This is a genomic window from Methylobacterium sp. XJLW, assembly GCF_003254375.1.
In the GTDB taxonomy this organism is placed as follows: domain Bacteria; phylum Pseudomonadota; class Alphaproteobacteria; order Rhizobiales; family Beijerinckiaceae; genus Methylobacterium; species Methylobacterium fujisawaense.
In genome coordinates this window covers 19,124-42,242 of the sequence record NZ_CP017427.1, presented here as the reverse complement: position 1 = coordinate 42,242, position 23,119 = coordinate 19,124, and the positions used below count along the sequence as shown (strand labels likewise).

At 68.9% G+C, this 23,119-nt stretch carries 13 protein-coding genes; 11 read left to right on the top strand and 2 right to left on the bottom strand.

What is annotated here, in order from left to right; translation table 11 throughout:
- The first annotated feature begins 28 nt into the window (after positions 1-28).
- The 11 genes from dbpB (A3862_RS30300) to A3862_RS30250 all read left to right on the top strand — a co-directional run bounded on the left by dbpB (A3862_RS30300) (position 29) and on the right by A3862_RS30250 (position 13,888).
- A complete protein-coding gene (gene dbpB, locus A3862_RS30300; protein WP_236962201.1) occupies positions 29-1,156 on the top strand; it encodes a DGQHR domain-containing protein DpdB in 1,128 nt (375 codons plus the stop codon).
- Positions 1,156-2,451 (top strand): tRNA-guanine transglycosylase DpdA, encoded by a 1,296-nt coding sequence (dpdA, locus tag A3862_RS30295; RefSeq protein WP_111474427.1) that lies wholly within the window; start codon positions 1,156-1,158, stop codon positions 2,449-2,451. The genes dbpB (A3862_RS30300) and dpdA overlap by 1 nt, the downstream gene beginning before the upstream one ends.
- Positions 2,448-3,680 (top strand): DGQHR domain-containing protein DpdB, encoded by a 1,233-nt coding sequence (dbpB, locus tag A3862_RS30290; protein WP_236962200.1) that lies wholly within the window; start codon positions 2,448-2,450, stop codon positions 3,678-3,680. The genes dpdA and dbpB (A3862_RS30290) overlap by 4 nt, the downstream gene beginning before the upstream one ends.
- A gap of 66 nt (positions 3,681-3,746) precedes the next feature.
- On the top strand, positions 3,747-4,379 hold the full coding sequence (queE, locus tag A3862_RS30285) for a 7-carboxy-7-deazaguanine synthase (RefSeq protein WP_111474426.1): 633 nt from the start codon (positions 3,747-3,749) through the stop codon (positions 4,377-4,379).
- Between the two features lie 5 nt (positions 4,380-4,384).
- Positions 4,385-4,765: a 6-carboxytetrahydropterin synthase QueD gene (gene queD / locus A3862_RS30280; RefSeq protein WP_111474495.1), complete on the top strand. Its 381-nt coding sequence runs from the start codon at positions 4,385-4,387 to the stop codon at positions 4,763-4,765.
- Complete coding sequence (gene queC, locus A3862_RS30275) at positions 4,758-5,501, top strand: 7-cyano-7-deazaguanine synthase QueC (protein ID WP_111474425.1); 744 nt, start codon at positions 4,758-4,760, stop codon at positions 5,499-5,501. The genes queD and queC overlap by 8 nt, the downstream gene beginning before the upstream one ends.
- Positions 5,498-6,082 (top strand): VUT family protein, encoded by a 585-nt coding sequence (locus A3862_RS30270; RefSeq protein WP_111474424.1) that lies wholly within the window; start codon positions 5,498-5,500, stop codon positions 6,080-6,082. Before queC ends, A3862_RS30270 begins: the two co-directional genes overlap by 4 nt.
- A 519-nt stretch (positions 6,083-6,601) precedes the next feature.
- Positions 6,602-8,911, top strand: a complete 2,310-nt coding sequence (locus tag A3862_RS30265) for a DEAD/DEAH box helicase (RefSeq protein WP_164706444.1) — start codon at positions 6,602-6,604, stop codon at positions 8,909-8,911.
- Positions 8,908-9,810 carry a hypothetical protein gene (locus A3862_RS30260; RefSeq protein ID WP_111474422.1) on the top strand — a complete coding sequence of 301 codons (903 nt, stop codon included), beginning with the start codon at positions 8,908-8,910 and terminating at the stop codon, positions 9,808-9,810. The genes A3862_RS30265 and A3862_RS30260 overlap by 4 nt, the downstream gene beginning before the upstream one ends.
- Complete coding sequence (locus A3862_RS30255; protein WP_111474421.1) at positions 9,807-13,190, top strand: hypothetical protein; 3,384 nt, start codon at positions 9,807-9,809, stop codon at positions 13,188-13,190. Before A3862_RS30260 ends, A3862_RS30255 begins: the two co-directional genes overlap by 4 nt.
- On the top strand, positions 13,187-13,888 hold the full coding sequence (locus tag A3862_RS30250) for a hypothetical protein (protein ID WP_111474420.1): 702 nt from the start codon (positions 13,187-13,189) through the stop codon (positions 13,886-13,888). The genes A3862_RS30255 and A3862_RS30250 overlap by 4 nt, the downstream gene beginning before the upstream one ends.
- Before the next feature lie 185 nt (positions 13,889-14,073).
- Here the strand turns inward: A3862_RS30250 and A3862_RS30245 are convergent, their stop codons facing one another.
- Together A3862_RS30245 and A3862_RS30240 are read right to left on the bottom strand one after the other, a co-directional pair.
- Positions 14,074-20,595: an AAA domain-containing protein gene (locus tag A3862_RS30245; RefSeq protein WP_111474419.1), complete on the bottom strand. Its 6,522-nt coding sequence runs from the start codon at positions 20,593-20,595 to the stop codon at positions 14,074-14,076.
- Positions 20,592-22,916: a hypothetical protein gene (locus tag A3862_RS30240; RefSeq protein ID WP_111474418.1), complete on the bottom strand. Its 2,325-nt coding sequence runs from the start codon at positions 22,914-22,916 to the stop codon at positions 20,592-20,594. Before A3862_RS30240 ends, A3862_RS30245 begins: the two co-directional genes overlap by 4 nt.
- Between the last annotated feature and the right edge of the window lie 203 nt (positions 22,917-23,119).

Genomic DNA, 23,119 nt, shown 5'->3' with positions numbered 1-23,119 from the left:
TCATCTCGTGGTGCGAGCGCTCCGCACGATGCAGGCGGACGGCGTCGCCGTGTACTCATTCTTCCTCCCGGGTGCTGACCTCCTCCAGGTCGCCGAGATCAGCCGCATCCACCGTGACGCCGATCGGGGTGGATTACGCGGCTTCCAGCGTCGCGAGATCCGCGACCACGTCCGATCGATCACGGCCTTCCTGGACAGCGCTCCATCCGTGCTCTTCCCGAACGCCGTTCTGCTCGCCGTCACACCACGCGCCAGTTTCGTGCGCTCGCGCGGCGAGAAGCCCGCTGGCGAGGTGCGCGCCGCGGAGGCGGGGACGCTGTATCTTCCGAAGCCATCTGCCGAGGGTGAACCGAAGGCAGCCTGGGTCATCGATGGCCAGCAGCGCTGCTTGGCCTTGGCGCAGGCCCGCAACCGTGCGCTTCCCGTCCCCGTCGTTGCGTTCGCCTCCGAGGATCTCGCGCTGCATCGCCAGCAGTTCATCCTCGTCAACAAGGCCAAGCCTCTTTCAAGCCGCCTCATCGATGAACTCCTGCCGGAGATCGCGGGCGACCTTCCACGCGATCTCGCCCCACGTCGGGTCCCGAGCGCCCTGTGTGACCAACTCAATATGGACCCAGCGTCGCCGTTCCACGGCATCGTTCGGCGCCCATCGGATCCTGGTAACGGAGGTCCGGGCCGCCCGTCGGCGGGCGCCGGTGTCGTGATCGACAGTGCTCTGCTGACGCTGATCCGTTCGTCCATCTCCAGCCCACTCGGCGCGCTCGCTCCCTACAAGGGCTCCGGCGACCGCCCGACGGACGCGGACGCCATGTACCGCGTCCTGCTCGCATTCTGGTCGGCGGTCCGCGACACGTTCCCGGAAGCCTGGGGCCTGCCGCCAGGCCGCAGCAGGCTGATGCACTCGGCGGGCCTGCTGTCGATGGGCTGCCTCATGGATCGGATCATGTCGCGGGCCGGCGGGTCGGGCGAACCGCGCCGCTTCGCCCGCGAGGCACTCGGGCGCATCGCGCCCTACTGCCACTGGACCGAGGGTCACTGGGCCGAGATCGGTCTCGGATGGAATGAGGTCGAGAACACCTCTCGCGACGTACGGGCGCTCTCCGACCACCTCGCCCGCTTGGATCACCAAGCCACCTTCGCGAGGGCGGTAGCCTGATGCGGTTCGTCTTCGCCGACGCCCTCGACCTCGTCGATCCCGGCTTCGACTTCCTTGCCGACCGCAACGCGCGCGACCGTACGCGCCACAGCGGGGACCAGTATCCGCACGAGTTCCTCGAAAAGGCGCCCTACGACGGCATCCTCGTCTCCCGCGCGATCGTCGGCGACGCGTTTCGCACTGGCAAGTACTCCGAGAGCCAGATGATGCGGTTCCGCCGCGAGGGCGCCCGCCGCTTCCTCCGCTACCCCGAGGAGCGCTACCCCGGGAGCATCGTCATGGGCGATTGCGGTGCCTTCTCGTACGCTGCGATGGCGGAGCCACCCTACAAGCCCGAGGACACGCTCACGTTCTATGGCGACGGCGGCTTCACCCATGGCTGCTCACCCGACCACATCATTTTCGACCTTGACGAGGGGGCGGGACGCAACCGCGATACGGTGCCGGAGGCGACCCGACGCCGGTTTGACCTCACGCTTCAGAACGCCAGCGAGTTCCTGGCCGGCGCGCGACGCCTTGGACGGGATTTCACCCCGATGGGCGTCGTCCAGGGTTGGTCGGCTCCGAGCATGGCGCAGGCTGCCGCCGACCTCGCGCGGATGGGCTACGGGACTCTCGCTGTCGGCGGCACCGTTCCGCTGAAGATCGAGCAGATTCGTCGGGTGCTGGCTGCCATCCGCGACGCGGTGCCCATGTCGACGGGCGTGCGCCTGCACGTCCTCGGCTTCGGCAAGATCGAGCACCTCGCCGACCTCGAGCGCTTCGGGGTCGCGAGCTTCGATACGACCTCGCCGCTGGTGCGTGCGTTCAAGGACGCGCGCAAGAATTACTGGGCCCGCGACGATGCGGGCAATCTCACTTTCTACACGGCGCTGCGGATTCCCCAGGCGATCGAGAACAACCACCTCAAGCGCAAGGCGCTGAAGGGGAGCGTCAATCAGGAGGCGATCCAGCGCCTCGAGGCCACTGCGCTGGCGGGGGTCCGCCGTTTCGCCGCGGGAGACGCCAGCGTCGAGGAGGCGCTCGACGGCGTCATAGCCTACTGGGACACCCTCAATTGGAACGAGGAGATCTCACCGGCGCGTCAGGCCGAGGCCCTCCAGCGCCAGCGCCAGATCTACGCCCGAACCCTCGAGGATCGCCCTTGGGAGCGCTGTGGCTGCCGGGTCTGCCGCGAAGGCGGCGTCGAGGCCCTGATCTTCCGTTCCTCGAACCGGAACAAGCGGCGCGGCATGCACAATCTTCATGTCTTTCACCGACACCTGAGTGAGTTTCGTGCGGAGATCGTCGCGTGAGTCCATCCAACTCTAAGGTCGTCGCACTCGTGCGGAATGAGGACGTCGAAAAGTCTTCGCCGCGCCGCCAGGCCGATGCCCTGGTATACGATGTGATTCTGCCCCGGCAGAACGACGCGTGCGCCGTCTTCACGTTCGCAGCCCGTGCGAGCGATATCGCCCGCTTCGCCCGCATCGAGCGGGCCGGGCGCAACGAGGAGGGGGCACTCAGCGGGTTCCAGCGTCCGCAGATTGCTGGCCACATCAACGAGATTAGGGACTACCTAGAGAAGCCGGAAGCCATCCTCCCGAACGCGATCATCGTAGGCTTCCTCGGGGGCGTGGCTTTGGAGCGGACAGCATCGGGACGGGGACGGATCACGATCGCAACGGGTGCCGAACCTGTAGGCTGGATCGTCGACGGACAGCAGCGCTTTACGGCCCTTTCGAAGCTGGCCGACCGCGACTTCGAAGTATTCGTCTCGGGCTTCGTCTGCAGCAGCCTTGAGGAATTGCACCGCCAGTTCATCCTCATCAACTCGACCCGGCCGCTCCCGAAGGCCCTCGTCTACGAACTGCTTCCCCGCCTCGGCCATCTGCCGGCCCGCATGTCCAGCCGCAGCCAAGCGGCCCTGCTGACAGAGGCGCTCAACTACCGGCCGGACTCCTCGCTGCGCGGCATGATCCGTCAGCAGACGAACCCGCGCGGCATCGTGCGCGACACGGTGCTCCAGAAGTTGATCATGAACTCGATCAGCGACGGCGCGCTGCGGCTCTACGCCGGGGACGATGCCCTCCTGCTCGAGCGCGGGACCCGGCTGATCAGCGAGTTCTTCCACGCTGTGCGGCACCTCTTCGCGGCCGACTGGGACGGTCACACGCCCAAGAGCTCGCGCTTGGTGCACGGGACCGGCATCGTCGCCCTGGGCTACGCCATGGAGTTCCTGCACGGGGTCAACGGGGCCGAGGATCGAACGGAGTTTGCGGCTGGGCTGCGGCCTCTCGTCGGGCGAACGGCGTGGACGTCCGGCACTTGGCGCTTCGATGACGAGATCCGCACCTGGAACGGCCTTCAGAACGTTCCAGCGGATCTCCGGAAGCTGTCGCTTCACCTCGTCGACGTCCTCAGGCGAGCGCGAGAGAAGGAGAGTGGTGCGAGGGACGACGGGCGCCCCGGCGCCGATCCACTCCTCGATGACACCCTGCCGCTGCTGCGCACCCTGGCGGCGACACCCGTCAGAGAACGATGACTGCCGCAGCCTTGCGGCGTCGCTTGGCCGACTGGCGCCGGCCGCCCATGCCTCGGAGACGGTTGCGTGCCTTACGCGGTTAAGGAGATCTTCTACACGCTCCAGGGCGAGGGCCGGAACGCCGGGCGCGCCGCCGTGTTCTGCCGCTTCTCGGGCTGCAATCTCTGGTCCGGGCGCGAGCAGGACCGCGCGCGCGCGATCTGCCGGTTCTGCGACACCGACTTCGTCGGCACCGACGGCACCGCGGGGGGACGCTACGCCGACGCCGACGCGCTCGCCCGCGCGGTCGAGACGGCTTGGCGCGGCGGTGGTACACACCACCTCGTCGTGCTCACCGGGGGCGAACCGCTGCTCCAGGTCGACGCGGCGCTGACGGCCGCGCTCCGCGCGCGAGGCTTCGAGATCGCGGTCGAGACGAACGGTACCCAGGAGGTCCCGCCCGAGATCGACTGGGTCTGCGTCAGCCCGAAGGCAGGTGCCGACCTCGTGCAGACTTCCGGCGACGAGATCAAGCTCGTCTACCCCCAGGCCGGTGCGGAGCCCGAGCGCTTCGCCGGCATGGCGTTCGACCACTTCATCCTGCAACCGATGGACGGGCCTGCGCGCGCCGCCAACACGGCCGCGGCGATCGCCTACTGCCTCGCCCACCCGGCCTGGCGCCTCGGCGTGCAGACGCACAAGGACCTCGGTATCCGGTGAGCGCGATGAGGATCACGCAGTCCTTCACCTTCGAGGCGGCGCACCGCCTGCCGCACGTGCCCGCGACGCACCGCTGCTACCGCATGCACGGTCACTCCTACCGCGTCGAGTTACGCCTCGAGGGCGAGGTCGACCCGCGCACGGGGTTCGTGGTCGACTTCTTCGACATCGAGGCCGCGTTCGGGCCGTTGCTGGCGCGCCTCGACCACCACTGCCTCAACGAGGTCGAGGGACTGGAGAACCCAACCGCGGAAAATATCGCGATGTGGATTTGGGAGCGAGCCCGACCGGCTTTGCCGCAGCTTGCGGCCGTCAGCGTCTACGAGACGCCGCACTGCTGGGCCGAGTACCAAGGCCATCAACCGGGTACCCAGCGCCATGGCTGACACCGCGATCGTCCTGTTCTCCGGTGGTCAGGACTCGACGACCTGTCTCGCCTGGGCGCTCGACCGCTTCGATCGCGTCGAGACGGTCGGCTTCGACTACGGCCAGCGGCACCGGGTCGAACTCGAGGTCAGGCCGCGTATCCTCGAGGTCCTGAAGGCGACGTTTCCGGCCTGGAGCGACCGCCTCGGGGCGGATCACGTCCTCAATCTGTCCGTCCTCGGCGCCGTCAGCGAGACGGCGCTGACCCGGGAGGTGGCCATCGCGATGGGCGAGGGGGGGCTCCCCACCACGTTCGTGCCGGGACGCAACATCGTCTTCATGACGCTCGCGGCGGCGCTCGCCTACCGTCGCGGCGCCCGTCACCTCGTCGCCGGCGTCTGCGAGACCGACTACTCGGGCTACCCCGATTGTCGGGACGACACCGTGAAGGCGCTGCAGGTAGCCCTGAACCTCGGTATGGAGCGGCGCTTCGTGCTGCACACGCCGCTGATGTGGATCGACAAGGCAGAGACCTGGGCGCTCGCCCAGGCTCTCGGAGGAGACCTCCTCGTGGACCTCGTCCGCGAAGCGACCCACACCTGCTACCTGGGTGATCGAAGTCATCACCACGCGTGGGGGTGGGGCTGCGGCGCTTGTCCAGCCTGCGATCTCAGGGCGGACGGGTACCAGCGGTGGAGCGCTCGGCGCGAAGCCGGGGCTGCGCAAGTTGCCGCGCCAGGAGACGACGGGCCATGACGATTCCTGCGGTCTTGGCACAAAGCCGCTCGCGCGAGGGCTTCGGTTTCCTTGTTGCCTACGCTGCCTGCATCCCGGCTGCGAACTGGTTCATCCAGCACGTCGGGACGACGTGCCTCCCGAACGGGCCGTGTCTCATTCCCGTCGGTCCACGAGGTCTGTCTGCGCCGAGCGGCGTCCTGATGATTGGGCTGGCGCTCGTCCTACGTGACCTCGTGCAACGTCGTCTCGGCGTCCGTTGGGCGTTCGGCGCGATCGCGAACGGCGCGGCGCTATCGGCGATGTTCGTGCCGCCGAGCCTCATCGTCGCGTCGGTGGCCGCCTTCATCTTGTCCGAGGCCGCCGACCTCGCGGTCTACACGCCGCTCCAGAGGCGAGGTCTGATCCTCGCGGTCTTGGCGAGCAGTGTCGTGGGCTTCGTCGTGGACAGCATGCTGTTCTTATACCTCGCATTCGGAAACCTCGATTACTTGATCGGCCAAATACTCGGCAAATTTTGGGCCGTCATTGTCACGCTGCCAGCGATCGCGTGGCTCAAGCGCCGGGACGAAGTTGTCGAGACAAAGCCGCTGGTTCAGTAAGGCGGGGAGAACGCTCGTCGATTTGAACGAAGAGTGTCGACGCTCGCGCGGGAAGGGGTTGGGCCGCGGGGAAGGCGCGGTCGAGGACCAGGCCATCGGTGTAAAAGACGCGACGATCCGTCGGCCCCCCGTAAGTCGCCGAATGAGCTTCACCTTGCAGTTGCGAGCCGAAGGCAGCGGACGTAACCTGTTGCTCCGATAAGCACCGGCTCGGTTCTGAGGGTCGGGCGCCGACGTATCTTGGATATGTCGGCGGCGGGGTGCACAGGGGGAATGGTGTCGGGCCGAACGGTGGAGTGGCGCGAGCGAGCACGTGAACGTTGCCGCTGGGCGCTCCGGAACGCTGATACGCCGTCTGACCGGCTTGCACTGTTGCGCAGTTTGGCTCGGCTCGACGATGGGCGGGTAGACCTTGCTCGCGAGGGCATTCGTCTCGGTTCGGACGAGAGGGCGCGACTCTTCCGCTTCGGCCTAGGGTACTCGCCGGACGGACATCTGCGAATCCTTGACGAGCGGGGCGTGGCGGACATCCCACTCGGCTATTTGCGGGCAGAGCGTCTCGATCTCGCGCCGCGGAGGGGTTGGACGGCCGCCACGCCAGACGGCGCACTCCTCAGGTTGACGCACCGCGCGGCCTACAGCACCGCGGCGCAGAAGGCTGCGGCGCGCGCTGTGCTCACGATGCCGAACGGCGCGGGACTGCTCGTCTGCATGCCGACGGGCTCCGGCAAGAGCCTGCTGTTCCAACTCGACGCGCTGTGGTGTCGTGAGGGAGCGCCAGGCGATTGCATCGTCGTGATCACGCCGACAGTGGCGCTGGCGTTGGACCATGAGCGGACCCTCTCCGCGATCCCGGGCCTCGAACGGAGTCGCGCGCTCACCGGCGATCTGATCGGATCGGAGCGCGCCGATCTTCTCGACGCGTTCCGGCGCGGCGAGATCCCGATCCTCCTGATGTCCCCCGAGCTTGCGTTCGGCGGCGCGCGCGACGCTCTGCTGGAAGCCGCGACGTCGCCAACGGCAAAGCTAGCCGGTCTCCAGGGTCATCTGCGCGCCGTCGTGATCGACGAGGCGCATATCGTCGAGAGTTGGGGACGCAGCTTCCGTCCGGACTTCCAGCGTCTTCCGGCCCTTATCGGCGAACTGCGCGGCATCGAGCCTTCGCTGCGAACCGTCCTGCTCTCGGCCACGCTACCGCCCGCGGCGCGGCGCGTGTTGCGGGCCGCATACGAGTCGGTCGGATCGTGGCTGGAGATCGACGCCAAGACGCCACGCTACGAATGCGACGTCGTAGTCGAGAGCTACGCGAGCAATGATGAGCGCCTGACCGTCCTCGACAATGTGATCGACCGCGCGCCACGACCGATGATCGTCTACACGACATTGGTGGACGATCCGGAGATCAGCACGATTGGTGAGCGAAGCGAGCGCTTGTCTGCCGAGACCCTTCACGAGCGGTTACGGGGGCGGGGCTATGCCCGCACCGCCATCTTTACCGGCGCGGTGACCGATCCCAACGAGCGCCGCCGCATCATCCGGGATTGGTCCGAGGATCGCCTCGACATCGTGGTCGCTACCTCAGCCTTCGGCATGGGCATCGACAAGTCGGACGTTCGCACGGTTGTACACGCCTGCCTGCCCGACGGCCCATCGCGTTGGTACCAGGAGATCGGCCGCGCCTCGCGCGACGGACATCAGGGCCTCGCCGTCTGCCTGTTCACCCGGGAGAACGAACACGCGGCCGTGCCCTTGCCCCGCGCGCGCACTGACGTTTCGGACGCCTTCATGCAGGCGACGGGATCCTGGCTGACGCGCGCGATAGCAGTGCCCCGGTGGCGCGCCCTGCTCGAGGCCTCGTCGGACCGGCGCTGGCGCGACGATCGCCGTCGCGTAACGCTCGACCTGGACGCGGTCCGTGCGGGTCTGTCGGTTCGCGCGACGACCGACTACAATCGTGCCTGGAACATGAACCTCGTGATGCTTCTGCAGCGCACGGGCCTGCTGCAGGTAGTCAGCGTCGAGGTGGACGGTCCCGGGGCGCGTTGGGACGTCGAACTCCGCGACTCGGCTCTGACCGACCCTGCTCTCGAGGATGAGGTGTGGGATCGCGTGTTCGCAGTGCGCGATGCCGAGCAGAAGGCGGCGGGCCGCGAGATCGCGCGCTTCGTCGAGACGATGTGCCGACCGGAGCGGCGCTGCCTTGTCCAGGCCGTCTTCGAGCAGATCGACGGCGATGAGAGCCGCGACGTGCCCGTCTGCGGGCGCTGTCCAGCGTGTCGGGCCGCCGGTGACGCTGCCCCTCTCTCCGTCGCACCGCGCGGCCTCGAGCGCGTTTGGCCGGCCGGGGGGCAGGGCGCCGCAGGAGCCCTGCCCGTCGGCCTGACGTTGATCGAACCCGACGACGCCGACTGGAACGGGGATCTGTCACGGTTGCTCAATCGTCTCCTCGCGGCGGGTGTCGAGCAGTTTCTCGTCCCCGCCGAGATGGCGTTGACAGCCGCGAGGGTTGTTGCCGGCGCGTCCCGGCGGCCGGGGCTCATCCTGTCGCACGACGACTGGTTGACGGAGGATCCCGACGCGTGCGCGCTCGCCTGGACGCCGACGGCCGTACTGCTGCCGGCTGATGCTACGGTCGCGGCCGCGCTCCTCGTCCGTTGCCGGGCGCACGCTGCGGCGCGGCCATCCTTGCCCCTGGCGGTAGTCGGACGCGGCGCTCGTGAGGTGTCAGGCCGGCGCCTGGACCAAGCCGTTTCGCGGCTCGCCCCGATCACCGAGGCGATGCTCGACGGCTTGGCGCCGGCTCACCGATCGCGCGAGGCTGCCGCATGAGTTTGCTCTCGTCCACGCAGGGCACGCCCGAGCGGGTCTGGTCGCTCGTCGGTGCTATCGCCGCGAACGGTGGCGAACTGCCCCGGAGCGACGCGCAGGAATGGCTCAACCCCGGCCACGTCGTCGCCCGCCAGGAGGTGAGCGAGAAGGCGACGACCTTCGGGCAAACCCTCGGGGCAGCCACGAGTCTCGGCGCCGTTCATCAGGAGGGGGGCTTGTTGCGGCTCGATCCGTCGTGCTCGGCCGCGACCTTCGCGGACTTCTGCGACTGGGTCCACGACCGGCTCGTGGGGTTGGGCAGCCACGAGAAGGATGCGGTCGTTTTGGAAACGTATGCGTACGTCGCCGCGGAGTCGCATCGCCAGGGCTCACTCGCCTTCGTCCACGAGTGGACCGCCAAGAGCTTCGCCGACGAGGCGGACAAGGCGCTGCCCGAAGGGGCGGACGACGACGGCGAGCGTCGGATCAACCCGACCAAGCTGCCGACGTGGCGGCGGTGGCTCGACTGCATCGGGCTCTCGCTTACCCTCCCGGGGGTGGCGCAATCGCATCCCTCGGCGGACGCTCGGCTCACGCGGGAACTCCCGGGGATGGGCGCGCGGGAGGACCTGACGACGGCGGAGATCCCCGCCGAAGTCTTCCTGCAGCACCTCGCGCGACGCCTTCCCTACCTCGACGGTGGCCACATGTTCGCGCAGACAGCGCGACGGATCGGCCACGTTGCGGGACCGCGTCAGCTTTCGCCGCTGCTGAGTGCCAGCCTGCGCAACTTGCACGACGACGGCGTCCTCGAGCTTCGGTTGCGCGGCGACGCAGGCACCGTCACGCGTCTCTGGCCCGAGCCAACGCATCGCGTTCAGACGTTCCACGCGGTGTACCTCCCGGAGATGAGCGCGTGAGGAGCGAACGGTCGGATCTGCCCACGACGGCGTGCTGGGCCGCCGAGAACGTCTCCCCTGTGTTGAGCAACGAGGCGCTCGAGGGCCACGAGGGGGTCTTTCTCGCCACTCACACGCCCGTGCGCGACTTCGAGGTGGCAGGGAGCCACGCCGGCGAGATCCGTGGCCGAACCGAAGGCGCTGTGCTGGACGCCCTCGCCGATCCGGCGCGCGAGCATGCCTTCTGCGTCGTTCAAGGCGAGCCTGGTTCGGGCAAGTCGCACCTGATCCGATGGCTGTCCGTCAACTGGCCGCGCGGAACCGACGTGAAGCTGCTGCTTCAACGCGCCGACGGGAGTCTCGAGGGGGGCCTTCGCCAACTGCGCGACGAGCTTCCCGGGGAGTTCAACGACCTCTTCGACACCCTCGGACGCCGTCATCACGCGACACAGCAGGGGCGAGCGAACCTCCTCCTCGGAAACCTAGCCGCAGCCCTCGACCCGGGGCATTTCGATCCTCCCCTGCCCGACGTGGAGTGGTGCCGGCAGCACAACCCGTCGGAACTCGTCGGGCACCCGATCGTCAGGCGGATGTGGAAGGGGCCGTTGCGCATCCTCAGCCTACTCGACGGCAAAGCCAAAGAAGGGGAGGGGGAGCGAAACTCAGCGAGCGCGAGCTTCGATCTGTTCGATATCGAGGAACTCGGACGGATCTGCGCAGATATCCGCGGCACCGGCGTTTTGCCGGCGACCGAGCGACTGGCCGCGCGTCTGTTGGACGAAGCCGGCCTGATCGAGGAACACCGGGCGAAGGAGTGGACCGCGGAGGATCTGGAGAAGGATCGCCGCGCTGAACTTCGGACCAGCATCGCGCTCCTCGACGCTCTCAACCGCCGGCGCAACGACGCGGTGCACAACCTGCTCGGCGTGTCCGCCGAGGGCTTGAAGCGACTGTTCCGGGAAGTGCGAGCCGCACTGGAGCAGCGCGGGCAGCGCCTCGTTCTCCTCCTCGAGGACATCACGAGTTGGGAGGGGATCGACGACAGCCTCATCGACGTCCTCGTGACCAACGCGGGTACGCGCGGGACCGAGAGGCCGCGCGACATGTGTCCGCTGATCTCGGTGGTCGGCATCACGCCGCAGTACTACGACAAGCTCCACGCGAATTACCGCGCCAGGATCACCCACGATCTGAGCCTCGGCTCGGCCCGCAGCGGGGGCGAGTTGCAGGACGTCGCCACCCTGCGGGAGCGAGGGGCCCGCCTCGCCTTCGCCGCCCGATACCTCGCCGCCGTGCGCGTCGGCGCCCCCGCGTTGGCGCACTGGCGGGAGGAGATGCGCCTCAACCGCGACCTCTCGCCCCCGAATCGCTGCAGGTACTGCGACTTCCGACCGGCTTGCCATCGCACCTTCGGCCACATCAACGAGGTCGGCTTCTTCCCGTTCACGCCAGACGCGCTCGAGCGCTTCTTCGCGGCGCTCAGCGAGCATGATCACGGGATGACGTGGAAAACACCGCGGGGCATACTGCAAGCGGTGCTCGGGCCCAATCTCGCCCAGCCCGACACGCTGCAGAACGGGACGTTCCCGACGGCGTTGATCGAGGGCAAGGCGCTCCCGTCCGACACACGCAAGCTGTCGCCTCGCTTGGAACGCGTCGTCGAGGTGGGAACGACCGGCGCTGACCAGGCACGCATTCGTCGCGTGTTCGCCTACTGGGGAGACCGGGAGCGGGCCGACACGACGAGCCTGCCGGCCGGAGATCTGGCGTTCGCGGATGTCCCCCGCGGCGTGTTCGAGGCGTTCGGTCTCCCCTGGATCGGCGACGCGGCCGCGACCTTCACCGAAGCGAAGATCCGGGACGGCGAACCGCCGGCGCTGGAGGCGTCCGGGGAAGCCGACCCGCTCACAACCGCGCCGGCCCCCCTGGCGGAGATCCCGAAACAAGGCGAGACGACCGCCAAACCCGCGCTGCGGGGACCGAGGACGACCGGGCAAGCGCAAGGACCCGGCGTGGGCCCGCGCGGTACCGGCGGCGTCGCGCCTCCCCCCTCGCGGCAGCGGGGGCCGACGCGCGGCGAACTGGAGCGCCAGCGCGCGCAGTTGCGGACCTGGGACGAAACCGGGACGCTCGAAGCGCCCTCGGTCTGGAATGGGATCCTCTTCGACCTGGTTCGCGCGATCGATCCGAGACGCGTCGGCCTCGACCCCTACACGTTCGGGCGCCTGCTCACGCCGGACCAAGTCAAGATCGAGGGCACGGCGCCGACGCGCCGCGCCTACTTCAGCGTGAGCCGCGAGCGTTGGGTCCGCGACGGCCTCGAGGCCTACCTCGCGCTGCGGCTCGACCAGGGTATGAGCGTCGAGGACGCCGAGTTTCACCGGCGCAGTCTGACGGTCCTGCAGCGGCGACTGGAGGCCCTCGTCGAGCGCTACGCCGATCGGCGCCTGACGATCCTGCCGGACACCGGCCGCCGCTGGACACCGGCCGTCGCCATGACCCAGGTGTTGCTCGCGCGGGCGTGGCTGCGCGGCACGACGCGGCCGGACGATCCCCTGCCGGCGCAGCTTCGGGCCGTCCTGTCGGACGAGGGGGACTCCGCCAGCGATCCGAGCGCACGATGCGTTCCCTGGGCCGAGATGCTGCACAAGACGAAGGACTGGCATGATCCGTTTCGTGTCGCCTTGCGCCGCATGCTGGGTACCCCGCAAGGGACGTCCTCCGGATTCGGGCTCGTCGACCTGTCAGAGGCGGCGAGCGCCATCCTGCGGCTGCGTACGACGCTGCGCTTCGACGCACCGCCGGACGGCGGCGACGTCGACCACGGCGTGAGGGAACTCGATAAGGTTCGCGAACTCATCTCGGAGGGGCAAGGCACCTTGACGCGCGCGGTTCGGATCGAGCGCGATCAGGTGCGGCAAAGGGGCGAGGCGGTTCACAGCGCGTTGCGCGGTCGCTCCATCCGGGCCCACTTCGAGCGCGTTGATCGGGTCGTGGAGACCGTCGCCGGCGCGCTTCACGCGGCACCCAGCCTCGTCGATCAATGGAAGAGCATCTACCAGCGCACGAAGCCGCGTCTTGAGGCCGGGGCCGACGGGCGCGTCCAGACTTTGCTGCTTGAACTTGCCGAAGAGGCGGCCAGCGAACGCGAGGGAGCGACGCCGCTGGCCCTGCCCGTGCAGCTCGGACGGTTGGCTCGGGCTCCCGCGCGCGACCTGGAAGACGTTCGAAGCTGCGTACAAGCCGGGGAACAGGTCGTCGCGGCACTGCTCGCCGAGGCGCAGAGTTGCATCCGCGAGGGCGCCGGTTCAGCGTCGATCGAGGATGTGCGGCGCGTGGGACGGGCCTTGCGCGACGTGTTCGCCACCATGTCCGCGGGAGAGAAGCCGGAGGCGGCATGAGCGATGCGCTGATCGAATTGGAAGCGCTGCTGCCGCAGATTGGCCCGGCGGTCGATCGAAGGCGCTTCGGCGAGAGCCTCGGGCGCACGGCCGATCTCCTGCGCGATGCGACGCGTCATCTCGAGCGCTTGACGGCGCTCCTCGAAATCGCCCGTGAGACCGATTTCGCGCAGGAAGAAGCGCACGCGGACGCGCTCTCTCACCTCTACGAGGCGGTCGACGGGACAGCCAGCAGCATGCTGACCGCCGCCAATCCGAACGATCTCCGAGAGGTTCAGGAGGACTACAACGACTTCGTTCAGGAACTTGGCCGCGCCGAGACGCAACTGCGCCGCCATTGGCGTGCTGTCGTCGAGCGAGATTTTCGGCCGCTCACCGCGATCGGACAATTGCTTCGGGACATCGAGACCACGTCGGATGCGGGGCGCCGGTTCATCGCCTGCGGAGAAGCCGCCGAGCGGTCGGGTAACAACGCAGGCGTCGTGAGCGCTTGGCGGGATGCCGTCGTACAACTCAGGCAACAGCGGACGTCGCTTGAGGCCGAACGGCACACCCTGACGAAAAATGTCGAAGTCGACGCGTTCCTGGACGCGCTCGCGGATGGACGCGCAACCTTGCGCCACGTCACCCCCGGCGTGCGGGATTGGCTCGAGCACAACCAAGCGCTCGACGGGTTCGCGGTTCGCAGCCGCACCTGACGGATTGACGGGCCCCGCGACGAACGCACCACGCCGCTGCCGCCCGTGGCATCACAAGCTAAGGTTCTTGAGGGCGTCTTCGCCCGCCTGCTGGTCCTACGCCCAAGAATTGCCCTAGATGCCGATGGCCCCATGACCTTACGCTCCTCCAGGATCGGGAAACCTTTGTATCACCGGCCCCACCGTCAGGACGCAGCCACGTCCGCGCACAGAAAGCGGTCCAGCATGGCTCGACTCGTGGAGGTCTCGACAAGGTCGTCCGACATCAGGTCGCTCGCCTGATGCAGGCACGCTTGGCAGCCGTCGAAGCAGAGGCGCACACCGAGGCGGTAGACCTGATCGGCGAGACGGGCGGGCGGCGCGAGCGATTCCGTCTGATCCGCATGCTCGATCCCGCCGTAGGCACGCAGGAGCCGCTGTAGGACGGGCCGCGTTCCCGCTTCGGCCTCGGTGACCGCTGCGCTGACGATTTCCCAGGTGCCAGGCGGACGGCTCATCCGGTTCATGAGATCGGCTTCGGTCTCGCGAATCTCGAGGGTCAGGTCGAGAAGGTCGAAGCGCTCGGCCCCCACGGATTCAACACCGAACAGCGTTCGCAACACCGACGACATCGCGACGGCCGGGCCGTTTTCGCCCCACAACGGGGCGCCTAGATCGGCGGCGAGCGACTGGACTTGATCGAAGTGCCGGGGATCGAGGACGCGCCATCGGGCGCGCTGGGCGGCCGGAGCAGCGAGAAGTCTGTCGAGGATCGCATCCTCCGCCGCGTTCGGACAGCCGGTGAAGGACCCATCCCGCCAGTGCGCGGTGGCCTCGTTCCAACGCCCGAGGAACGAGCGTGCGGTGCCGTCGCCGTGCGAGCCCGCCTCGGCCACCGTGATGACGTCGTCCGAGCGATGACCGAACTGCAGGGGTAAGCGGGCGTGGAGGAGCACCTCGCGCTCGTCGCCGTGCCCGAGCAGCACGAAGGATTGCTTCAGGCGCAACGCCAAGCCGTGGATCACAGCGCTGCGGAGATAGGCCGCGAAGACCACATCTGAACGCGCATCATGCAGCGCCGCCAGGAGCACGGCCTGGAACTCTTGCCCACCGGCCAACTCTCCGAGACGAGCGACGCGGCGCTCGGACAATTGCGGATGGGCCTGCAGGTGAGCGCGCCAAGTGTCCGAGAGCAGCAGGGCCAACTCGCGAGCGTCCCAGAATTGGAGCAGGGCGTTCAGGCGCGCGCGAAGATCGGTGTGAGCGGCCGCCGTGACGATGAGATCGGCAGCGCGTCGAGCCTCGAAGGCGTTGACGCCGGCATGTTGCGCGCGGCTCGCCACGCGGTGACGCAGCACCTGCGCGCGATGCCATCGGCCTTCGGCGGTCTCATGAAGGCGCGCGGCCTCCGTCTGGACGAAGCGATCGAGCCGCCTCGGATCGAGGTGAACGCGGACTCCCTCGGTCTCGATGCGATAGCCGTGCAGGAGCGTCTCGTTCGTGCCCGGCCGCGTGAAGCGTTGCGTGAGGTGGAGGTCGTCCACCTGCGGATCCGTGGATCGGACTTGGGCGTCCGCGCCCCAGTACAGCCGCGTCACCGACAAGCCGGTTCGCCGGGCCGCGACGCCGCGTCCGACGAAGCGTTCTGCATGCGTCGCGCAAGCGGGGAGGGACGCACGAGGAAGCTCTTCGGCGAGCGCCGGATCGGCCCGCACGACGAGGAAGCCTCTCAGCGCACCGCGGCTCTGGTGATGGACCGCGGCCGGTGCACCGTCGACGCCCGCCACCGAAGGTTCCACGCGACCCGGCCCGGAGCCGGGCGGAACGATCCGCCAGGCCGGATCCCAATCGGCCCCCCACATGCGGCCCGCGGTCGCGATCTCGATGAGCCGCGGCCGGCAGATGTGGATGTGCAGGTCGGGACCGATCTCTTCCAGGCCACCATCCGGTAGCGCCTCGCGCAAGATCGCCGGGTCGACCCCGCCGGTCGGGAAGTACGACGCCTCGCGGTAGGATCCGGGCGTGAGCCAAGGTGCAGCCCCCTGGACGGGCACGGTCCAGTGCAGGTGGCGTCCGTCGTAGCGGCGGGTCACGTTCCCGGGCGCGGCGGTCGCGAGTGCGAGTGCGATCGGCTCAGCGCCCGCCGACGCGCCCTTCGCGGCCCCCTCGGGCAAGCGCACATCGACGGTCAGGGCGTTGGAGGCGCCGAACAGCACCGTGGGAACCCAAGGGAGCGTTTCGCGCAGGGAGACCAGATCTCGGCTCTCGATCCGGTCGTCGTGCGCGCGCAGGGCGTCGGACCACAACGCCGCGAGGTCGGCGACGCCGAGGGACGCACACAGGTCCGGGCCGAACGCGAGGTCGATCAGTTCGCCCGCGACCTCGAGTGCCCTGGGGCTCGGCCGGAGATCGGCGCCCAGCGCCGTCCGGCCCTCGAGTCGTTCGAAGCGGGCGAAGCCGTCGAGCAGCGCCGCGACGGCTTGGCCGCGGCGCACGAAGAAGTTGGCGGGATTGAGCGGCACGCCGAACGTCCGCGCGTCGAGCATCGCGGCCGGACGACGGAAGTACCAGGTGTCCCTCGGCGAGTAGAGGGAGAGGGTCACGCCGGTCACCGGGCGATCGTTCAGCCCCCGCCCGCCCCGGCCCTTGCGCTGGATGAAGCTCGCCAAGTTGCGCGGCGCGTAATGTTGGTACACCAGCGCCATGTCCGGGTCGTCGTAGCCGACCTCGAGCGAAGAGGTCGCGAAGACGAGATCCGCCCCCTTGATGAGACCTTCCACCCGCCCCCCGGTACCGGAATAGACCGGCGTCTCGGCGACGGCGAGCGGTTGGCCTGGCGCGCGCGCGCCCTGCGCGCCCACCTGCCGTCGGTCGGTCGCCGCGAAGTGCCAGCATTCTCCTTCGCGGAAGGCGTCGCAGCCGAGAGGCTCGCCGCAACACTGGGTGCGCGGCTCGGCGGTGAGCGGGTCGTCGTCGTAGAGTCGGGTGCGGTAGGCCGCGAGGCGCCCGCCCTCCTCGGCGTCGAGGTAGTCGCCGTGCAATCGCCGGAGCTTGTCGATCGAATCGAGAAATACGATCCCGCGGTAGCCCCCATCCGTCCCGGTGCGTCGACGCATGCCGTGAGCCAGGCACATTAGGCTCTGGATGGTCGTCGACGCGCCCGCGACGTCGCGGCCCCGCGACTCGACCTCGGGCTGGGCGAAGTAGAAGTACTCGCGCCCTCGCGGGTTCTCGTCCGATTCTCCGGGCGTCGGCGCCAAGGCTTCGGCCGCGGCCCTGTTCGTCAGGCGCCGCCAGACGTCGACGGGATCACCCAGCGTGGCGCTCATGCCGACGGCGAGAGGCGGCCGTTGATCCGGGTCGTTGCGCTGCAGCCGAGCGAGGAGGCGACGGAAGGTGTAGCCGACCTGGGCGCCGTGACCGTGTGTGTAGAGATGGATCTCGTCGGCGAGCAGGGCGCGGGGCGATCGGGGAGGACCGTCGTGCACCTCGCCGAAGAGCGCTCCGGAATCAGGGTCGTGCAGCCACTGATGGAGCGACTCCGTCGTCGGCAGGAAGAGGGACGGGGGCGTCGCGCGCAGCGCACGCTTCGTGCCAATCCAACCATCGTAGTGCCAGCCGCACCGCTCGCAGGCGAGGCGGTCGGCGCTCGACCGGCCGCGGCCGAGATGCATCTGCAGGGCGCCGCCGCACGTGGGCTCGGGACAGGGAAAGAGGGGGAACTCGTACGCGCCGGTCCCTGGCGCGCGACGCCAGCCCGTGCCCTCGTTGCCAGCGGCTGCGATGCGATCGAGCACCTCCTCGTCCCGCGGCACCTGCGCGCTCTGGAGACCCAGCGTGACGAGCGGCACGTCGGGGTCGTGCGCCAGGGCAGCGGCGTAGCGAACGAGGCGTTGGGCTTGGTTCGCGGCGAGGCGCACGCGCGGATAGACGAGGATCGCTCGCGTTCCGTGGATGCCGGCGAGGGCGTCGGCGAGCGCGCCGGCGAGGAGAGGCAGGCAAGCGGCCTCCGTCTTCCCCGAGCCGGTCTCCGCGGTGATGACGAACGTATCGGACCGCGGCACAGGGCCGGCATCCGCGTGCCAAGCACGCGTGAGCGCGGTGAGCGCGCGGGCCTGGAAGCCAGCGATGCCGGGATCCGGGGTATGCCACAGGCGTTGGAGCGAGGCTTCGAGGATCGCGAGTGCGCGCACGGCGGAGGGACGGTCCGCGAGATGCTGGCACACCTCGCCGATCGGTTCTGACAACGGCGTGCGGCGCTCGGGCTTGCGCCGGTCGCGCAACTCGACCTTCAGGCCGCGCACGAGGTAGGGGCGCCGCGTTGCATCACCTTTGGCGAAGCGCTGCTTGACGTACCGCAATTCGCGGGCGAGTTCGGCCATGCGGCTGCGAACGCGCTCGTCCTCGCAGAGCAGTACGTGACCGTGCTCACGCAATCGGTCGAGCGCGGCGAGGACGCCCCGGCGCGGCGTAGTTCCGCCCAGCCGACCGGCAATCTCCGGGATCGAGGTCCAGGCCTCGACGACACCGAAATTGATGCGCCGCGCCTCGATGTCCTCGAGGGCGTTCAGGATTCGGAAATCGTCGTCGGACAGCGCCTGCGCGGGCGGGGGTGGGGAGGGAGAAGCGTCGCCGCCCGCCGAGGCGGTTCGCCGAGGTAGGTCGATCGTCAGATCGCCCTTCGGGGTGCGGTCCAGAACGGGCGATCCGGTTTCGCGCGCGAGGTCCTCGAGGATCGGAAGCAGGACGTCGTTGCCGTCGCGATCCATCCAGACGAATCGCTGGCGGACGTTGGTGTAGAAGGGCGCCCGGCGATTGCGACGCGCCCCGATGATCACTTCCTCGACGCGCATATTCACCGTCGCGCGATCGGACGGGAAAGGCGGCCGTGGCGGATCGCGCGGCTCGGCAACCCAGAACGCACCCCATGACCCTCGGGCTTGCCTCAGGTCGATCAGGCCGAGCCGGAACAGGTCGCGCCACGCCGCGAAGGGGATGCCGCGGCGGGCGAGGCGCCGCTCGACGTCGGAGACGGTTGCCGTTCCGTATCGCGGGTTGGCCAGGGCGGACGCCCGGATGGCCTCGAGCAGCGCCTGGAGATCGGTCGTGAGGATCGGCGTCGGCTCACCACCGACGGAAGGCGATGTCGGAGACGGCTCGATCGTCGGCAGGATGGCATCATCGCCACCGAACCCCTGTACCCGTACCGCGACCCGGACGCGCTCGCCGTCGGGTCCGGCGAGGGTGACATGCCCGACCTCCGCGCCCGTGTAGACGTATTCGCGCAGCAGTTCGGCCGACCCGAGATCGTCCTCGTCGGACGGTACCGCGTCGAGCAAGCGTCGGCTGACGACCAGCACGAGCTTGGTGCGCGCGCGGGTCGTAATCACGTTCAGGCGTTCGCGGCCGAAGATGAAGGACGCCTCGGCCAACGCGAACTCCGGGTCGGCGACGCAGTAGGAGGCGATGATGGCGTCGCGCTCCTTGCCCTGGATGCGATCGACCGTCTCGACCACCGGATCGCTCCCGGCGCGATCGGCCAAGGCCGAACGGATCTCGGCGTTCTGAGCCCTGTGCGGGCTGATGATGGCCAAGCGGCGTTGCCAGAAGGTCCGGTCATCGACGGCTGTCCCGTCGGCCGCGGGAGCGACGCGGGTTCGCAGGTGGGCCGCCAAACGTGCGACGAGGGCTGCCTCGAACGGGTTGGCCGTCGCCGCGGAGGGTCCGTCGTGGACGAGAGCGATGATCGGGTAGTCGGGGTCGAGCGCGATCCGCTCCCAGCCTTCGAGCCCGTCCGACCAGCCGTCGATCAGCGCCAGGCGGTCGTCCCGCACGGGGTCGGCCGATCGGTAGGCGTTCGGGTAGAAATGCCGCTCGGGGAAGGCCGCGAGGGGTGCGTTCAGGCGAAACGTCTCGTCGAGAGCGAATTCCGCCGCTCCGACGGATTGGAGGAAATGGTAGAGCGAACCCCCGACGGCCCGGCCGTCGAGAATGGCCTCGTGCGGCGCCCGGACGGGAGGCAGTTGGCGGTGGTCGCCTGCGACCACGACCCGCCCGCCGTCGGCCAAGCCGGCGAGCGCCATCAGCCCGTGGCCGAGCACCATCTGGCTCGCCTCGTCGATGGCGACGAGGTCGAACAGCGGCGCGGTCGGCCCGTCGGCGCCCGCCGTCCTCTCCTGGCCTAGGAATCGATTCAACGACCAGATCGACGCGCCTACGACCACGGCCTCGTCCAGGATCGTGGCGAGCGCCTCCTCCAAGCCTGAGCCCGACAGCCTCGGGACGTGCGCGACGCCATCGGCGAGGCCGGAGGGCGGGGCGTTCCCCCAGAACACGACGCGGGGTGGGACGGGGAGGTGGGCCTGCGCCCGGTCCCGCACGGTGTCGAGCAAGTGTCCGATCGCGTTGCGGGTGAAGGCGGTGACGAGGATCCGCGCCGGCAGGCCCGCTTCTCGTCGAGCCCACAGGTGCCCGGCGACGAGCCACCCCAGAAGGTGAGTCTTGCCGGTTCCCGGCGGCCCGAGGACGAGCGAGGCGCGGTGACCGGCCATCGCGCGCCAAGCACGCTCCTGAGCCGGCCGCAGGGCGCGATCGTGGCGCGCCGCGATCCGCGGCAGCGCGAAGTCCGTCAGCCCTCTCAGCCAGCGCTGTTGATGATCGAGCGGGAGCGAACCGGCGAAGGCGCGGGGATGACGCAGGAAGGCGAGAACGTCGTCTCGGACGGTCACGCCATTGCTCCCGCGGCGGGTCGGGGGCTGAGAAAGCGCAGGTAGGCCGCGGCGCGGGCGGTGTTCACGTCGCGGAAGACCCGATCGATGAACCAGGGCGAGGCGTCACCCGAGCGAGCCCGCATCGGCGCGAGGACCGGCCCGTCCCAGACGGCGTCGTCGATGGTCGCGAGCAGGCGCCCCGCGCCGCGATGCGGGTCCGGCTCGACGATCCGACAGGCCACCGCGTCCCACAGGGCCGGATTGAGCCGGGCGTCCGGATCGTCATCGGTCAGGATGAGGTCGAAGTTGGCCGCGGAGAGATCCGAGTTGCGACTCTCAGGCGGGACGCTGAACAGGGCCCAATGCTGACGTCGCGCGCGGTTGCGCCCCGTGCGCAGGAGGCGAAGGCCGGCGATGCACCGTCCGGCGTCGCGCCGGCGCGTGGCTGGTTGGGCAAGCTCCACGAGCGTGTTGAGGAGACCGGATCGGTTCTCCAGGATCTCGAAGGCCTGCAGGACGTCGAGATCCTCGGCCTCGATCGGATCGAAGCTGGCCTGGAACCGGAAGGGCCGCTTCGCGAGGCGCAGGAGCGGGGCGCTGCCCCGCGACACAGCAGTGCGGTTCTCGGCAAGGAGCCATTGCGCGAGGGCGTGGGTCGACGCCAAACGACCGCGAACGTCGTCCACCACCTCGTCCCGCGTGGGCGCATCGGCGCGCGGCGTTGCGAGGGACCGGATCACGTCGATCGAGAGCAGGGATGAGAACGGGCGCGAGAAGGCGTCCCCCGGTGCGTAAGCCGGATCGAGGTGTCCTTCCGCGGCCAAGGCCTGCGTTACCCCGCGTAGGTCGTAAGCGACCGCGACCGGCACGGCGAACAATGATTCGACGACGGAGCGAAGCGCGGTCGCCGGCAGGTGATGGACGCCACGGAACTCGGGTTCCGGCACGACGTCCTCAGGCGGGAACATACGCACCATGTGCAGCAGACCGGTGCGGATGCGCGGATCCTGGAGGTGGCGCGCGATCGCCGCCTGAAGGTTCAGCACTTCGGCCGGTTCGTAGAAGAGGATGTGGGCGTGGATCGCTCGGGCTGGGGCGAGGTCCTCGTCGGCATTGTGGGCATCGATCGCGGTGAGGTCGCCCACCACGCTGGCGAGCACGTCGCAGAGCGCATTCACTTCCGCGTCGGGATCGGTCGAACCGGCGACGACGCGCACGAGGCTGTCGCGACGACCGGCCGCGTCCGCGTAGGCGTAGCCGATCGTGGCCAATCGGTTCTCGACGGGATCGTGATCGACGAGGAGGACGAGGGCGGCATCGATCCGCGCCGGCATCAGGAACGAGGTCGCGTCGGGCAGCCTCCGGGTGTGCCCTTGACTCAACGCCTGCGCGCGCCCGACGAGGCGTTCGGCGTGGCGCTGAAGCGACCAGCCCCCCTGTCGGGCGCGCGCCAAACCCTCGGCCCGCGCGAGACCGCCGACCGTACGCAGTCCGAGACGCAAGAGCGTTCGCTTGCTCTCGTGCGTCAAGCCCGGCACCGCCGAGACGTCGCGGACGTCCGGGGAGAGATCCTCACGGATCGAGCGCGAGCAGTGACCGAGGTATTCGCACTGCTCGCATTTGAAATAGAGGTGAAAGAACGTCTCGTCACGGCCAGCCGCGACGGTCTTCCTGGCGATCGTCGGAAGAGTATCGCCGCAGAACTCGTCGACGAGCCGCAGGAACGGAGCGAGGGGGAACCGGCTGATCGTCCAATCGTCGCCGCCGGTGGGGGCGTCGTCGGGCATGTGCCAGATCTCGCCCTCGGACGCGATGCGCGCGCGTCCGGCGAGGTCGCTCAGCACGCTCTCGAGGATCCGCGCGTAGTAGGCGACCTGCGCTTTGTGGAAGGGTCGCGGGTTCCGAGTGGCTTTCACGTCGATCACCCGCAGGACGGGCACGTCACCTGAACGATCCATCGCCACGAGGTCGGGGTAACTCGCGCGCAGGCCGACAGGACTGTCCGACGCCAGGAAGGTCGGTCGAGCGCGACGCGGCCTCAGGGTGAGTTGGGCGGCGTAGGGCAGGGGGATGGCACCGCGCAGGAATGCCACGCTCTCCGCCTCTCCGAGACGATCCTGGCCGGACGGTGGGCGCAGGACGCCCTCCTCGCGCTGCAAGCGAGCGACGACACGGTCCTCGTAGTCGACGCCGAGATCAGCCCAGGATTGACTCCGCACGTCGCGCAGCACCTGCGCCGCGTCGAGGTCGGACCGGTCCATGATCTCGTAGCGTGCCTTGCGCTCGCAGCGATACTGAAACCAGTTCTTCACGACGGTAGCACTGACGCTGAGGCTCATGCAGTCGACCGAGCAAGCAACTTCGACATCGTGGCGGAGTGGGTCAGTTTCGAGCGGGAGACGACCCGTTGCCAGGGCTTCGCGGCGGGCAGGGACGCGCGGAGCGCGTCGCTATCATCGACTCCGCTGGCCGTGGCGTACGGTGAGAGCCCGATGACGTACTCCGCGATTGCCATGGCAGCGACCCCCTCCATGCGATCCCG

Coding starts and splice junctions, on each gene's coding strand:
- queC (WP_111474425.1), top strand. CDS start 4,758: ATGGCTGACACCGCGATCGTCCTGTTCTCCGGTGGTCAGGACTCGACG.
- dbpB (WP_236962201.1), top strand. CDS start 29: ATGCAGGCGGACGGCGTCGCCGTGTACTCATTCTTCCTCCCGGGTGCT.
- queD (WP_111474495.1), top strand. CDS start 4,385: ATGAGGATCACGCAGTCCTTCACCTTCGAGGCGGCGCACCGCCTGCCG.
- A3862_RS30250 (WP_111474420.1), top strand. CDS start 13,187: ATGAGCGATGCGCTGATCGAATTGGAAGCGCTGCTGCCGCAGATTGGC.
- dpdA (WP_111474427.1), top strand. CDS start 1,156: ATGCGGTTCGTCTTCGCCGACGCCCTCGACCTCGTCGATCCCGGCTTC.
- A3862_RS30260 (WP_111474422.1), top strand. CDS start 8,908: ATGAGTTTGCTCTCGTCCACGCAGGGCACGCCCGAGCGGGTCTGGTCG.
- A3862_RS30270 (WP_111474424.1), top strand. CDS start 5,498: ATGACGATTCCTGCGGTCTTGGCACAAAGCCGCTCGCGCGAGGGCTTC.
- A3862_RS30240 (WP_111474418.1), bottom strand. CDS start 22,916: ATGAGCCTCAGCGTCAGTGCTACCGTCGTGAAGAACTGGTTTCAGTAT.